Below are 16,246 nucleotides of genomic sequence, written 5' to 3' on the forward strand. Positions count from 1 at the left end.
CGCGGTTGCCTGCCCCGACGTTCATGAGAGAGGCACGACGATGAGCAGCCCCTTGGACCCGCACGAGAACAGTGCACGCCTGGCTCGCGCCCTGGTCGCACTGGAGAAGATGCAAGCGCGGCTGGAGGCGAGCGAGCGCGAGAAGCGCGAGCCCATCGCCATCATCGGCATGGGGTGCCGTTTCCCCGGCGGCGCGAACCACCCCGAGGCGCTCTGGGAGCTGCTGCGTGGCGGCGGTGACGCCATCGTCGAGGTGCCTCCCGACCGGTGGGCCATCGACGACTACTACGACCCGGACCCCGCGGCGGAAGGGAAGATGTACACGCGCTGGGGTGGCTTCCTGAAGGGCGTCCGGCTCGATGAGCTGGATGCCCGGTTCTACGGCATCGCGCCTCGCGAGGCGGCGAGCATGGACCCCCAGCAGCGGTTGATGCTGGAGGTGACGTGGGAGGCGCTCGCCAACGCGGGGCAGGTGCAGGAGCGCATCGCGAACAGCCTCACCGGGGTGTTCGTCGGGGTGATGCTCAACGACTACGCCCAGCTCCAGGCGCAGCAGGCGGACCCGGCGCTGATGGATGCGTATCTGGCGTTCGGCAACGACTCCAGCTTCATGGCCGGGCGCATCTCGTACATCCTCGGCGCCCAGGGGCCGAGCATGGCGGTGAACACCGCCTGTTCCTCCTCGCTCGTGACGGTGCAGCTGGCCTGTCAGAGCCTGCGCGCTCGCGAGAGCAACATGGCCATCGCGGGGGGCGTGAGCGTCATCCTGGCCCCGGACGGGCACATCGTCTCGTCGCGGCTCCGCTCCCAGTCTCCGACGGGGCGGTGCAGGACGTTCGACGCCGCGGCCGACGGCTACGTGCGGGGCGAGGGCTGCGGTGTCGTCGTGCTCAAGCGGCTCTCCGACGCGCTCGCGGACAAGGACCCGGTGCTGGCCGTCATCCGGGGCGGCGCGGTCAATCACGACGGTCCCAGTGGTGGCCTCACGGTGCCCAGCGGTCCCGCGCAGGAGGCGGTGATTCGCCGGGCGCTGGCCAACGCGGGCGTGGAGCCGGCGCAGGTGGACTACGTCGAGGCGCACGGGACGGGGACACCGCTTGGCGACCCGATAGAGGTGCGCGCGCTGCAGAAGGTGTTCGCCCCGGGGCGGGACTCCTCACGGCCCCTCGGCCTGGGCTCCATCAAGACGAACGTCGGGCACCTGGAGGCCGCGGCTGGAATCGCCGGACTGATGAAGGTGGTGCTGATGCTCCAGCACCGCGAGATTCCGCCCCACCTCCATCTGGCGCGGCCCACCACCGCCATCCCCTGGAGCGAGGTGCCCATCTCCATCCCCACCCGCCTCCGTCCCTGGGACAAGGCGTCCGGCAGGCGCGTGGCGGGCGTCAGCTCCTTCGGGCTGAGCGGCATCAACGCGCACCTGCTCGTCGAAGAGGCGCCGGAGCGGGAGTCCGCGCGTCCGACGGAGTCGCCCGAGCGCCCCGCCCACCTGCTGCCACTGTCCGCTCGCGACGAGAAGGCGCTCCAGCAGCTCGCCCGTGAGTACCAGACCTGGCTGGCCGGGGCGCCGGGGAGACTGGAGGACATCTGTTACACGGCGAGCGCGCGACGCAGCCACCATGAGCACCGGCTCGCGGTGGTGGGGCGCACGCGCGAGCAGCTGGTGGAGCACCTGGGGGCCTTCCTCCGGGGCGAGCCGGTTCCGGCGGTCTCCCATCGGCGGGCCTCGCCCCGTCGGCCGAAGGTGGTGTTCGTCTTCTCGGGGCAGGGCTCCCAGTGGCCCACGATGGCGCGGGAGCTGCTCCGGGTGTCGCCGGTGTTCCGCGCCACGCTGGAGGACTGCGAGCGGGCCATGCGGACGCACGGGGACCTCGCCCTGCTGGCGTTGCTGGAGAAGCAGGACGACGCCTCGTGGATGGAGGACATCGGCGTCATCCAGCCGATGCTGTTCGCCATCTCGGTGGCGCTCGCCGCGCAGTGGCGCGCCTGGGGCATCCAGCCGGACGCGGTGGTGGGCCACAGCATGGGCGAGGTGGCCGCGGCCTGCGTGGCGGGCGTGCTCACCCTGGAGGACGCCGCGCGGGTCATCTGCCGCCGGAGCGCGCTGCTCCGCCGCGTCCGGGGGCAGGGCGGCATGGCGCTCGTGGGGCTCTCGCTCGAGCAGTCGCGGGCCGTGCTCGCGGGCTTCGAGGACCGGCTGTCCATCGCGGCGAGCAATGGTCCGACGACGACGGTGCTGGCGGGAGACTCGGTGGCCTTGCAGGAGGTCATGGAGCGGCTGCGGACCCGCAACGTCTTCTGCCGGGCCATCAAGGTGGATGTCGCCTCCCACTCGCCCCAGGTGGATTCGCTGCTCCCGGAGCTGCGCGAGGTGCTCGGGGGGCTCCAGCCCCGCGCGGCGAACCTGCCCGTGTACTCCACGGTCACCGGAGGACTGACGGACGGGACGGACTGGGATGCGCGCTACTGGCAGCGCAACCTGCGCGAGCCGGTGCTGTTCTCTCCGGTCATCGAGCAGCTGCTCGCCAGCCCGCACCAGGTCTTCGTCGAGCTGAGCCCTCATCCCATCCTGACGCAGTCCATCGAGCGCATCGTCGGAGCGTCGCGCACGGAGGGGCTGGTGCTGCCCTCGCTGCGCAGGGACGAGGGGGAGCTGGAGGTCCTGTTGCAGTCGCTCGGCGCGCTCCACACGGCGGGGCATCCCATCGACTGGCGCGCGGTGTATCCGGAGCCGGGTGAGTGCACGCCCCTGCCGGGCTACCCCTGGCAGCGCTCCCGCTTCTGGCTGGAGCCGCGCCCCGCCGCGCTCCGGAACGTGGCGCGCCCCGTCGACTCCCGTCCGGAGGTGATGGCGGTGCCCTCGGACACGGTGAAGTCCGAGCACGCCGACGGCACGCCGTCCCGCTTCTACGACGACTCCGTGGAGCGGGAGCGGGTGCTCGCGCCCGACGAGGTCTACCTGACCTTCGGCATCCAGCGTCGACCGGTGCCGGGCTTCTCGTGGCTGCTGAGCGTCTACGGACTCCCGGAGCGACCGGAGCACACGGAGTTGCTGTTGGAGGGGCAGCGTGGGCTCCGCTCCGTGTTGTTCCGGGGCGTCCGTTGGTCCTCGGTGCGCAAGGTGCTCGACTTCGGCTGCGGGTACGCCTCGGACCTCATCTCGCTGGCGCGGAAGTTCCCGCACCTGCGGCTGGATGGCTACACCATCTCCGCGGAGCAGGCGGCCATCGACGGTGAGCGGGTGCGGGCGCGTGGGCTCCAGGAGCGTGTCCGCGTCTTCGCACGTGACAGCGCGAAGGAGGCCTTCCCGGACCGCTACGACGTGGCCTTCGGGTTCGAGGTCGCGACCCACGTCGCGGACAAGAAGGCGCTGTTCGCGAACCTCTCCCGGAGCCTCCACAACGGAGGCTTCCTGTTGCTCGCCGACTTCGTCGCCAATGGCGTGTCGGCCATCAACGTCGAGGAGACCGCGTCGTACAACGTCAACGCGGAGGAGTGGGCGGAGTTGCTGGCGCGCCACCGCTTCCGGCTGGTGGAGGGCGTGGACATCAGCCGGGAGGCCGCGTGCTTCCTCGAGGACCCGGGGTTCGACCGTCACCTGGAGGTCGTGGCGGAGCGGTTCAAGCTCAGTGACCTGGTGAAGCGGAACTTCGATGCCATGCGCAACTTCGGCAAGGCGCTCGACAAGGGGTTGATGAGCTATGCGTTGCTCGTCGCCCAGAAGGACGAGCACGCGGGGGCGCCGTACCTGGCGAGGGTGAACCGCGCGAAGCTGGCGTCGCTGACCCCGTTCACCGCGTTCGAGGACGCGGGGGCCTGGGCGGCGCCCGCCGAGGACTCCGAGCTGGAGGGGCTGGCGCCGCTCGCTTCACGCGAGTGGGTCTACGAGGTGACGTGGCCCCAGAAGCCGCGCGTGTCGAAGTCCGAGACGCAGCGGAAGGGTGAGGCTACGGGCCGGTGGTTGATTCTCTGTGACCGCACGGGAACGGGAGAGGCGCTGGCCGCGCGCCTGCGAGCCCGGGGCGAGCGCTGCACGCTGCTGTACGCGGAGCCCGGTGCGCAGGGACTCGCAGCCGATGCGGCGCGCGTCGAGTCGACGAACCCCGCCGAGGGGCAGCGGACGCGCGGAGCCGATGCGGCGCGGGTCGACCCGACGGACCCCGCGGATTGGCAGCGGGTGCTGGAGACGCTGGCCACGGAGGGCGGCGGCCCCTTCCTAGGTGTGGTGCACCTGTGGAACCTCGACCTCGGCGGCATGGCGCCGGACGCGACGACGCTGGGGCTCGGCTGTGGAAGCCTGCTGACGCTGGTGCAGCGGCTGGGCGGAGGCGTGGGCGCGAACACGCGGCTGTGGTGGGTCACGCGAGGCGCGCAGTCCGTCGGCGACGGAGGTCCCATCTCCGTGACGCAGTCGCCCATCTGGGGCGCGGGTCGGGTGCTCGCGCTGGAGCACCCCGAGCTGTGGGGCGGGCTCGTGGACCTCTCCGCCTCTCCGGACGCACAAGAGGTCGACGCGCTCTGCGAGGAGCTGTGTGAGCCGGACGGCGAGGACCAGCTCGCCCTGCGTGGGAAGACGCGACACGTGGCCCGACTCGTCCGTGGCGAGCTTCCTCCCGCGGGCAAGTCACCCTGGAGGAGCGATGGGGCCTACCTCATCACCGGAGGTCTGGGAGGACTGGGGCTCCAGGTCGCGAAGTCAATGGTGGCCCACGGCGTCCGGCACCTGCTCCTGTCGGGGCGTACCGAGCTCCCCGCCCCGAGCGATTGGGCAGCGCTCCCGTCGGACAGCCCGCTCACGTCGCAGGTCCAGGCGCTGCGCGGACTCCAGGCACAAGGGGCATCGGTTCGCTACGTGCGGTGCGACGTCGGTGAGCCGGACCAGCTGCGCGCGCTCATCGATGCATGCGGACAGGGCCCCATTCCGCTCGTGGGCATCTTCCACGCGGCGGGTGTCTCTGCGCACCGCGCGTTGAAGGAGACGGGCCCGGAGGTGCTCTCGTCCGTCTTCCAACCCAAGGCGATGGGCGCCTGGAATCTCCACGAACTCACCCGTCACCTCCCACTCCACTGCTTCGTCCTGTTCTCCTCGGCGTCCTCCGTGTGGGGCTCTCAAGGGATGGCCGCGTATGCGGCGGCGAACCACTTCCTCGACGCCCTCGCGCACCACCGCAAGTCCCAGGGACTGGCGGCGACGTGCATCAACTGGGGCCGCTGGAGTGAAGGCGGGATGGCGGGCTCCGAGGAGGCTCAGCGCTTCTTCTCGCAGGTGGGCCTGGAGGCGATGCCGACCGAGGCGGCGCTCACGTTGCTGGAGCGCCTGGTGGGCGCGGGCGTCACCCAGCGGACCGTGGCGTCGGTGGACTGGAGCCGCTTCAAGCCGCTGCAGGAGGCACGGCGACACCGCCCTCTGCTCGAGCACATCTCCGTGGGGGCGCCGGCCCCGAAGGCCCCCCTGGAGCAGGGCTCGGTCACCTCCGAGCTGCTTCGCCGTCTGGAGGAGGCGCCCCTGGGACGCCGCCGCAACGTGTTGCAGGACTTCGTGCGCGGCGAGGCCTCGCGGGTCCTGGGCGCCGAGCCCTCCTCCCTGGCGCCGGGGCAGGGCTTCTTCCAGATGGGCATGAACTCGCTCATGTCCGTCGAGCTGAAGAACCACCTGGAGCGGAGCCTCCGCCACAAGCTCCCGTCCACGCTCGCGTTCGATTATCCGACGGTGGCGGAGTTGACCGACTTCCTGGCGAAGGAGGTCCCCGCGCTCGCGGTGCTCCTTCCCGCTCGGCCCGAGGTGGCGCTCGCCGGCGCCGCTGTCGCCGACGTGGACCCGTTGTTGAAGGACGAAGCCATCTTCGAACTGCTGAGTGAAGCAGAGCGGTTGTCGGAGACCGCGCTGCAATCACTTGCACAGTCTTTCCCTGGTGAGGGCTCAAATGAGTGACGTCATGGAGAAGTTGGTGCGTGGTCTCTCCCCCGAGAAGCGGGTGAACCTCGCCAGGATGCTCCTTCGCTCGGTGGGCGAGAGCGTCCCGGAGAAGAAGACGGCGGAGCCCATCGCCATCATCGGAATCGGCTGCCGGTTCCCGGGCGGCGTGAGTGACGCGGACTCCTTCTGGCGGATGTTGCGAGCGGGCACGGACGCGGTGGGCGAGGTGCCGCCGAGCCGCTGGGACATCGACGCGTACTACGACGCGGACCCCTCCAAGCCCGGGAAGATGTACACGCGCAACGGCGCGTTCCTGGAGGGCGTGGACCTGTTCGACCCGTACTTCTTCGGGATTCCTCCGCGCTCCGCGGTGAACATGGACCCCCAGCACCGGCTGCTGCTGGAGGTGGCCTGGGAGGCGCTGGAGCACGCGGGCATCGCGCCCCAGAGCCTCGCGGGCAGCAAGACGGGGGTGTTCATCGGCGGCGCCACCGGCGACTACACCCAGCTCATCCAGGGCAAGGGCGCCGAGAGCATCGATGCGAGCTACCTCACGGGCAGCCTGCTCACGTTCGCCACGGGGCGGCTGTCCCACTTCTTCGACCTGCAGGGGCCGAGCCTCGGCGTGGACACCGCCTGTTCCTCGTCACTCGTCGCGGTCCATCTGGCGTGTCAGAGCCTGCGCTCGGGGGAGAGCTCGCTGTCGCTCGTGGGCGGCGTGAACCTCATCCTGACGCCGCAGGGCACCATCACCACCTGCAAGGCGCGCATGCTCGCCGTGGATGGGCGCTGCAAGACGTTCGACGCCGCGGCGGATGGCTACGGCCGGGGCGAGGGCTGCGGCATGGTCGTGCTCAAGCGCCTCTCGGATGCGCGGGCGGATGGGGACCAGGTCCTGGCCGTCATCCGTGGCACCGCGGTGAACCAGGATGGGCACAGCAGTGACTTGACGGTGCCCAACGGGCTCGCGCAGCAGGCGGTCATTCGTCAGGCGCTGGCGGACGCGGGCCTGGACCCGAAGCAGGTGGGCTACGTGGAGGCGCACGGCACCGGCACGTCGCTGGGAGACCCCATCGAGCTGCGCGCGCTGGGGGCGGTGTTCGGCGAGAAGCGAGACGGCGCCGCGGCCCTCCAGGTCGGCTCGGTGAAGACGAACATCGGTCACCTCGAGTACGCGGCGGGCATCGCGGGGCTCATCAAGCTCGTGCTCTCGTTGAAGCACGGCGAGGTGCCCGCGCATCTGCACTTCAAGCGCGGCAACCCGTACATCCCCTGGAACGAACTCCCGGTGGAGATTCCCACCCAGCTCGCGCCGTGGACCGCGCGGGACGGGAAGCGCGTGGGCGGCGTGAGCTCGTTCGGCGCCAGCGGGACGAACGCGCACGTGGTGTTGGAAGAGGCGCCGGAGGTGGAGAGGAAGGGAGGGGCGGAGAGGCCGAGGCACGTGCTGGCGCTGTCAGCGAGGAGCGAGAAGGCGCTGAAGGAGCTTGCGGGGCGGTACGCGAAGGGGCTGGGAGAAGAGGTGGGGGATGCGTGCTTCACGGCGAACACGGGGCGAGGACGCTTCGCGCACCGGGTGGCGGTGGTGGGGAGGACGGGAGAGGAGTTGAGGGAGGAGCTTGCGAGGTACGCGAGCGGTGGCGGGGTGGAGAGGGGAGCGGAGGGACAGGCGAGGAAGGCGGAGGAGGTGGTGCTGCTCTTCACGGGGCAGGGAGTGCAGCACGAGGGGATGGGGAGGGAGCTGTACGAGACGAGCGAGACGTTTCGCGGGGTGATGAAGCGGTGCGAGGAGGTGGTGAAGGGGGAGGTGGGGGAGTCGCTGGTGGAGGTGTTGTACGGAGGGAAGGGGGCGCTGCTGGAGAGGAGCAGCGTGTCGCAGGCGGCGCTGTTCAGCGTGGAGTACGCGCTGTCGGAGGTGTGGAGGGAGTGGGGAGTGAAGCCGGCGGCGGTGATGGGGCACAGCCTGGGTGAGTACGTGGCGGCGTGCGTGGCGGGGGTGTTCAGCCTGGAGGAGGGGCTGAAGCTGGTGATGGAGAGAGGGAGGTTGATGGAGGGGCTGGAGGGTGAAGGGAAGATGGTGGCGGTGTTGGCGAGCGAGGAGGAGGTGAAGGGGGAAGGAGGAGGGAAGCTGATTGCGGCGGTGAACGGGCCCGGGGAGGTGGTGCTGGCGGGGCGAGTGAAGGAGGTGGAGGAGGTGGAGGGGAGGCTGAAGGGGAGGGGGAAGGAGTGCCGAGTGTTGAAGACGACGCACGCGTTCCACTCGGAGCTGATGGAGCCGATGAAGGAGGGGTTCGAGAGGGCGGCGGGGAAGGTGGGGATGAAGAGGGCGAAGCTGGAGTTGGTGTCGAACGTGAGTGGGAAGGAAGTGAAGGGGGAGGAGAGGGAGGCGGGGTACTGGGCGAGGCACCTGAGGGAGCCGGTGAAGTACTGGGAGGGAGTGAAGGGGCTGTACGAGAGGGGATACCGAGTCTTCGTGGAGGTGGGGCCGAAGCCGACGCTGACGGGGGTGGGGAAGAGGTACCTGGGGGAGGGAGAGGCGCAGTGGGTGGGGAGCCTGAGACCCGGGAGCAGTGACTGGGAGATGCTGCTGGGGAGCGCGGCGAAGCTGTACGTGAAGGGCGTGGAGGTGGACTGGGCGGGGGTGGACAAGGGGTACGCGCGCCGACGGGTGGCGCTGCCGACGTATCCCTTCCAGCGTGAGCGCTACTGGGTCGACTCGCTCATCCCCAACACCGATGTGCTGGTGACCTTCTACCGGACCATCGTCCAACTGGCGGAGGTCAACACGGCGGTGCAGTTCCCCTCGTTGCGCTTCGCGACGCTGCGCGAGCCCGTGCCCGGCTTCTCGTGGATCGCCATGTACCGGCCGGAGGCCGACCCCTCGAAGGAGGCGGTCTACAAGCAGTTCTACGACCTCGCCCTCCAGTCGAACCTCGAGATGGCGAAGACGCTCTACCGGGGGCTCGACTTCTCGTCCTTCACCCGCGTGCTCGACATCGGGTGTGGTCACGCCGCGGACCTCATCGACCTGGGCAAGGCGCATCCCCACCTGGAGCTGCATGGCTGCAACATCTCGCCCGACCAGATTGAAGCGGGGCGGCAGCGCATCCGCGGGCTCGGGCTGGATGGGCGCATCAAGCTCCACTACCAGGACAGCTCGCGCGACGCCTTCCCGTCCACGTACGACCTGGTCATCGCGTTCCAGGTCATCCACCACATCCGGAACAAGGCGGACCTCTTCGCGAACATCAGCCGGAGCCTGCGCAACGGCGGCTACCTGGTGATGGCGGAGACGCTGTCCAACATGGCGAGCGCCATCGAGCACCCGGAGTCCACCACCCTCTTCGTGCCCCAGGCCGAGTGGGCGGAGCTGCTCGCCCGCAACCACCTGCGCATCGTCGAGGCGGTCGAGTCCAGCCAGGAGATCGCCAACTTCCTCCACGACCCGGACTTCGAGCAGAACTTCACGCGGGTGACCCGCGACCTGGACGAGGTGACGCAGAAGCACCTGCACGGCATCCACATGCTGGGGGAGCTGCTCAAGCGTCGGCTGGCCGCCTACCTCCTGTTCACGGTGACCAAGGACGAGTCGATGGACGTGGACACGATTCGTCGCATCAACCTCGAGCGGCTGGGCGCGCGTGTCTCCTACGATGCCGCCTACAGCGCCGTGACGAAGGGGCCGTACGCGCTGCCGCCTCCTCCGGGGGCGCAGACGCTCCAGGACGCCGCCTCCGCCGCGAGCACCTTCTCGAAGACGCTGCTCTCCACGGAGCCCGGCCAGCGAGGCCCGCTGCTCGACAGCTATCTGCGGGAGCAGGTGGCCAACTTGTTGAAGATGCCGGTGGTCCGGCTGGACGCGGAGCAGCCCCTGAGCACCCTGGGCCTGGACTCGCTGTTGTCGCTCGAGCTGAAGCACAAGATCCACGCGGAGACGGGCGTGAGCCTGCAGCTCGATGAGCTGCTGCAGGGCGCGAGCATCGCGCACCTGTCGCAGCGCCTCGCCGAGCAGCTCGACGGGAGCGGCGCGGGCCGGACGGCCCCGAGTCAGGACTGGGAGGAAGGCGAGCTGTGATGACCGACGAACTCATCGCCGAGCTGTCCCGGCAGGGCGTCACGCTCTGGGTGGAGGGGGAGCGGCTGAAGTACCGGGCCCCCAAGGGCGCGCTGTCGCCGGAGCACCTGGCGAAGCTGTCCACGAACAAGGCCACGCTGGTGGAGCACCTGCGCCGGCTCGCGGCCGACGGTGAGTCCGTCCATCCGCTCTCCCACGGACAGCAGGCGCTCTGGTTCGTCTCCCAGGTGGCACCCGACAGCGCCGCCTACAACACGGCGCTGTCGATTCGCATCGTCTCCGAGCTGGACGTCGCCGCGCTGCGACGCGCCTGTCAGCGGCTCGTGGACCGACACGGCGCGCTGCGGACGACCTTCACCACGCACCAGGGACAGCCCGTCCAGCGGGTGCGTGAGCAGGCCGAGGTCCCGTTCGAGCAGGTCCCCGTCCCGGAGCTCGACCTCGAGTCCCTGCGGGCGCGGGTGACGCAGGCGTACGAGGCCCCGTTCGACCTGGAGCGGGGCCCGCTGATGCGCGTGCGGCTGTTCACGCGGGGCCCGCGCGACCACGTGCTGCTCATCGCCATCCACCACATCGTCTACGACGGATGGTCGCTGCTGGTGCTGGGAGAGGAGCTGCTGCGGCACCTCTACGCCGCGGAGAAGGCGGGCGCTCCCGCGACGCTGCCCGCGCCGCAGGCGACCTATGTGGACTACGTCCGCTGGCAGGCCGAGATGCTCGCGGGCGCCACGGGGCAGCGGCTCTGGGACTATTGGTCCCGACAGCTGGGCGGCGCGCTGCCGGCGCTGGACCTGCCCATCGCGCGTCCCCGGCCGCAGGTGCAGGGCTACGAGGGCGCGTCGGTCCCGGTGTCGTTGAAGGGGACGCTGCCCCGGCGATTGAGGGAGCTCTGTGAGCAGGAGGGCGTCACGCTGTACACGCTGCTCCTGGGCGCCTTCATGGGCCTGCTGCACCGCTACTCGGGGCAGGAGGACCTGCTCGTCGGAACGCCCACGCTGGGGAGGACGCAGCCCCAGTTCGCGAAGGTCGTGGGCAACTTCATGAACATGATGGTCCTGCGGGGAAATCTCTCCGGGGACCCTTCGTTCCGGGCCCTGCTCGGGCAGCTGCGGCAGACGGTCGTCGGCGCACTCGCGCACCAGGACTTCCCCTTCCACCTGCTCGTGGAGAAGCTCAACCCGGAGCGCGACTCCGGCCGCTCACCCATCTTCCAGGTGGCGTTCATGCTCCAGCCCACGCCCCGGGAGGACATCTACCAGGGGGACGAGGCCCACCCCGCGCTGCCCGGGGGGCTGGTGCTGCGCCCCTTCGACATCCCGCAGCAAGAGGGCCAGTTCGACCTCTCGCTGGAGCTGACGGAGACGGACGCTTCGTTGGGCGGCGTGCTGAAGTACCGCACGGACCTGTTCGACGCGGCGAGCATCCACCGGATGGTGGGGCACCTGGAGACGCTGCTGGAGGGGCTCGTCGAGGACCCCGAGCGGCGCTTGTCGGAGCTGCCCCTGCTCACCCCCGAGGAGCGCCGCCAGGTGCTCGACACCTGGAACGACACCCGCTCCGCGCGGACCCCCGCGTCGTGCCTCCACGAGCTGTTCGAGGCGCGAGTGCGCGCGTCCCCGGAGTCCATCGCCCTGGTCGCCGGCGCCGAGCGGCTGAGCTACCGCGAGCTGGACGCGCGCGCCAATCGACTGGCGCACCGTCTGCGGGCGCTCGGCATCGGCCCCGAGGCGCGGGTGGGCCTCTGCGTCCCCCGGAGCGCCGACATGGTGGTGGGCATGCTCGGCATCCTGAAGGCCGGCGGCGCCTACGTGCCGATGGACCCGACCTATCCCGCCGACAGGCTCGCGTACATGCTCGGCGACTCCCAGGCGAAGGTCGTCCTGGTCGACGCGGGCCACGCGACGCGGCTGCCGGAGACGGGCGCGAAGGTGGTGCCGTTGCAGGCCGGCGGCGACGAGCCCGTGGACCCTCCGAGGAGCGGGGTGGTGGCGGAGAATGTCGCGTACACGCTCTACACCTCGGGCTCCACGGGGCGTCCCAAGGGCTGCATGGTCTGTCACCGCAACGTCGTGCGCTTCTTCGACGCGATGGATGACGCCATGGGCGCTCACGAGCGCGGCGTGTGGCTCGCCACGACGAGCATGTCGTTCGACATCTCCGTGCTGGAGCTCCTGTACTCGCTCACCCGGGGCTTCCAGGTGGTCCTCCGCGGCGAGCAGGGAGTATCGACCGGGACCGGCGCGTCCAGCAGGCCGCTCGAGTTCAGCCTCTTCTATTTCGCCAGCGACGAGCGCGAGCACACGAAGGCCAAGTACCGGCTGCTCCTGGAGGGTGCGCGGTTCGCGGACACGCATGGCTTCAAGGCGGTCTGGACGCCCGAGCGGCACTTCCACGCCTTCGGCGGGCTCTACCCGAATCCCTCCGTCGTCAGCGCGGCGCTCGCGGCGACCACCCGGAACATCCGGCTGCGCGCGGGCAGCATCGTGCTCCCGCTGCACAGCCCCATCCGGGTCGCGGAGGAGTGGTCCATCGTGGACAACCTCTCCGACGGACGCGTGGACCTCTCGTTCGCCTCGGGGTGGCACCCCAATGACTTCGTGCTCGCGCCCGAGCGCTTTGCCGATGCGCGCACCTCCTTCTTCGAGCAGATCTCCACCGTCAGGAGGCTCTGGAGGGGCGAGGCGGTGTCGTTCCGGAACGGACAGGGGCAGGACGTCCCGGTCCAGTCCCTTCCCCGGCCGGTCCAGCCGGACGTCCAGGTCTGGGTGACGGCGGCGGGCAACCCGGAGACGTTCCGTGCGGCGGGCGCGGCGGGCGCGCATGTGCTCACGCACCTGCTGGGGCAGAACCTGGCGGAGCTGGCGAAGAAGGTCCGAATCTATCGGGAGGCCTGGGCGGCCGCGGGCCACGGGCCGGGGCCGGGCCACGTCACGCTCATGCTGCACACGTTCATGGGCGAGGACGTCGACGACATCCGCCAGAAGGTGAACGCGCCGCTGCGCCAGTACCTGAAGAGCTCCATCGGGCTGCTGCGCTCGGTCATCGGGCCCCTGCCACATGGGGGCGAGCTGGAGGCGCTCTCGGAGGCGGACGTCGACCAACTGCTCGCGAAGGCCATCGACCGGTACTTCAACCAGCTGGGCCTGTTCGGGAACGTGGAGAGCTGCCTGCCGTTGATCGACAGGCTGCGCGAGCTGGGCGTGGACGAGGTCGCGTGTCTCATCGACTTCGGGATGGACGTCGACGCGACGCTGGCGGGGCTCGAGACGTTGAACGCCCTGAAGGAGCGTTGCACGCGGCCCCCGTCAGCGCCCGAGGACATCCCCTCGCTCATCGCCGCGCACGGCGTCACCCACTTCCAGTGCACGCCGTCGATGTTGCGGATGTTGCTGCTGGAGCCAGGGGGCGCGGAGGCGCTGCGTCCGCTCCGCAAGCTCCTGGTGGGCGGCGAGGCCTTCCCCTCGGTCCTGGCGCGCCAGGTGCTCCCGAGGGTGGAGGGCGAGGTGCTCAACATGTACGGGCCGACCGAGACGACCATCTGGTCCTCGTTCGAGCGGGTGGAGGACGCGTCCCGGGTCACCATCGGCGGGCCCATCGCGGACACGCGGATGTACGTGCTGGACGCGCGGCTTTCGCCCGTGCCGGTGGGCATGCCCGGAGAGCTGTTCATCGGAGGCGAAGGGGTGGCGCGGGGCTATCTCCACCGCCCCGAGCTGTCGGCGGAGCGCTTCATCCCGGACCCCTTCGCGGGGGAGTCCGGCTTGCGCATGTACCGGACAGGAGACCGGGTCCGTCGTCTGCCCGAGGGGCGCATCGAGTTCCTGGGCCGCGAGGACCACCAGGTGAAGGTGCGGGGAGTACGCATCGAGCCGGGGGAAATCGAGGCGGAGCTGCGTCAGCACCCGGAGGTCCGTCAAGCGGTGGTGGTGGCGAGGGCCGACGCCTCGGGCGAGGTGGCGCTCACGGCCTATGTCGTGGCCGCGACGACCGTCACCCCCTCGGCGCTGTCGCGCTTCCTGAGGGACAGGCTGCCGCCCGCGATGATTCCCTCCCACTTCGTCCGGCTGGACGCGCTGCCGTTGACGCCGAACCAGAAGCTGGATGTCCGCGCCCTGCCGGTGCCCGAGGCTCCGGCGCCGGAGCTGTCGGCCGCGTACGTCGCGCCCAGGGACGCGCTGGAGCTGGAGCTGGTGGCGCTCTGGGAGGAGCTGTTCGATTTGCGCCCCATCGGCGTCACCAGCAGCTTCTTCCAGCTGGGCGGCCACTCGCTGCTGGCGGTCCGGTTGATGTCCCGGCTGCGCGCCCGCTGGGGGCGTCAGCTCCCCGTCTCCCTCCTGTTCCAGGCGGACACCATCCGTCAGCTCGCGGCCCTGCTCGTCCAGCAGGAGGGCGGTGCTCGCGCGCGGGAGCCGCTGGTGCGCATCCAGGAGACGGGCGACAAGCCGCCCCTGTTCTTCGTGCACCCGACGGGCGGCGACGTGCTGTGCTACGCGCCGCTGGCGAGGCAGCTCGGGCCCCGGCAGCCCTTCTATGCGCTGCAGGCGCTGCCGGACCAGGACGCGGGCTCCATCGAGGAGATGGCGGCGCGGTACCTGGAGGAGGTGCGCCGCGTCCGTCCGAGCGGGCCGTACCGCCTGGGGGGCTGGTCCACGGGCGGCATCGTCGCGCAGGCGATGGCGCGGCAGTTGGAGGCGCGGTCCGAGCAGGTGGAGCTGCTCCTGTTGTTGGAGACCTGGTCTCCGGAGCTCTACCAGCGGGCGGAGGAGCCCGGCGCGCTCATGGCGTGGTTCGCCACGGACCTGCTGGGGGGCGCGGAGGCGGCGAAGCTCGACGCGGTGAAGCTCCAGGCGCTCGATGAGGCGGGGCGCCTGGGCTACCTGGTCGAGCACGCCAAGGCCCTGGGCGCGCTTCCGGGGGTGGAGCTGCCGGAGATGGAGCAGCGCTTCCGGGTCTTCTCCCGCAACGCGCGGGCCCTGTCCCGCTACCGGGCGGAGCCCTATCGCGGCAAGGTGCTCTTCCTCCAGGCGGAGCAGCTGGCCGCGCCTTCGTCGGACACGCTGCCCGCGCCGGTGGAGAGCTGGGGGGAGCGGTTGCTCCAGGCCCAGCTGCATCAGGTGCCGGGCAATCACTACACGATGCTGCAGGCGCCGCATGTCCGCGAGGTCGCGGACCGGATGACCTGCTTCCTGGATGCGCTCACGGTGGCCGCCGGGCCACGTTGAAGGAGCCTTGGGTCATGGGAATTCATGTCGCGCGGTTCAGGATGGGAGGCGAGGTCCGGTGGGGATGGGTGCGGCGGGAGCAGGTCATCCCCATCCCGGGGCGGTACGAGTCCCTGGCGGAGTTCCTCGCGGAGGGGGCGGCGAGGGCGCGGGGGATGGCGGCGGCGGGGAGCGTGGGGGAGGGGCTCGCGCTGGCGAAGCTCGAGCTGCTCGCGCCGGTGACGTCGCCGTGCAACGTGGTCTGCCAGGGACAGAACTACCGCAGCCACATGCTGGAGGTGGGGCAGGACCCGGACGCGAAGGACTTCAACCAGTTCTTCCGCAAGGCCTCGTCGTCGCTGGCCTCGAGCACGGAGGACATCGTCAAGCCGGAGCGGGTCCGGATGCTCGACTACGAAATCGAGCTGGGGCTGGTCATCGGCCGGAGGATTCCGGGGCCGGTGCGGGTGGAGCGGGGAGGGCTGCACGAGTTCGTCGCCGGAATCGTGATGGGCAATGACATCTCCGCCAGGGACCTCCAGCTCGCGGAGGGACAGTGGCACAAGGCGAAGAGCTTCCGGACCTTCTGTCCGGTGGGGCCGTATGTCTATCTGCTCGACGCGGAGGATTGCGCGCGGTTGATGGACCTGCGACTCCAGCTGTCTGTCAATGGCGAGCCGAGGCAGGACGCGAGCACCTCGGAGATGCTCTACCCGCCGGAGGAGACACTCACGGAGCTGTCGGAGGTGATGGACCTGTTCCCGGGGGACCTGGTGCTGACAGGGACGCCGGGCGGCGTGGCGGCGGGGCGCAACCTGTCGAAGCTTGCGCGACAGGTGGGCAGGTTCATCAGCGTCTTCCTGTCTGACAAGACGCTCGCGAAGCTCATCCTGAAGCAGGGCAACACGGCGGGCTACCTGAAGGAGGGGGACGTCCTGCGTGCCTCGATTTCGAGCCCGGACGGGGTCATCCACCTGGGGACCCAGGAGAACCGCATCGTGACGCGGGCCCTGGAGGCGCCGGTGCGCGAGGCTCGCGCGAAGGTGGGGTGAG

General features: G+C 70.3%; 4 protein-coding genes. All 4 read left to right on the plus strand.

Annotated elements, in window-relative coordinates:
* Window positions 1-40: 40 nt before the first annotated feature.
* From AC6JA9_RS11280 to AC6JA9_RS11295, 4 genes are read left to right on the plus strand one after another with little or no spacing between them, the layout of a single operon-like run.
* Window positions 41-5,932, plus strand: coding sequence for a type I polyketide synthase (locus tag AC6JA9_RS11280; protein WP_497959658.1), 5,892 nt, complete (start codon window positions 41-43; stop codon window positions 5,930-5,932).
* A complete protein-coding gene (locus AC6JA9_RS11285; protein WP_497959659.1) occupies window positions 5,925-9,992 on the plus strand; it encodes a type I polyketide synthase in 4,068 nt (1,355 codons plus the stop codon). The genes AC6JA9_RS11280 and AC6JA9_RS11285 overlap by 8 nt, the downstream gene beginning before the upstream one ends.
* Entirely contained in the window at window positions 9,992-15,214 is a 5,223-nt protein-coding gene (locus AC6JA9_RS11290; RefSeq protein WP_497959660.1) for a MupA/Atu3671 family FMN-dependent luciferase-like monooxygenase, read from the plus strand. Before AC6JA9_RS11285 ends, AC6JA9_RS11290 begins: the two co-directional genes overlap by 1 nt.
* 14 nt (window positions 15,215-15,228) lie before the next feature.
* Window positions 15,229-16,245, plus strand: a complete 1,017-nt coding sequence (locus AC6JA9_RS11295; RefSeq protein WP_497959661.1) for a fumarylacetoacetate hydrolase family protein — start codon at window positions 15,229-15,231, stop codon at window positions 16,243-16,245.
* Window position 16,246: the final 1 nt, after the last annotated feature.

The organism is Myxococcus sp. MH1 (assembly GCF_059738865.1).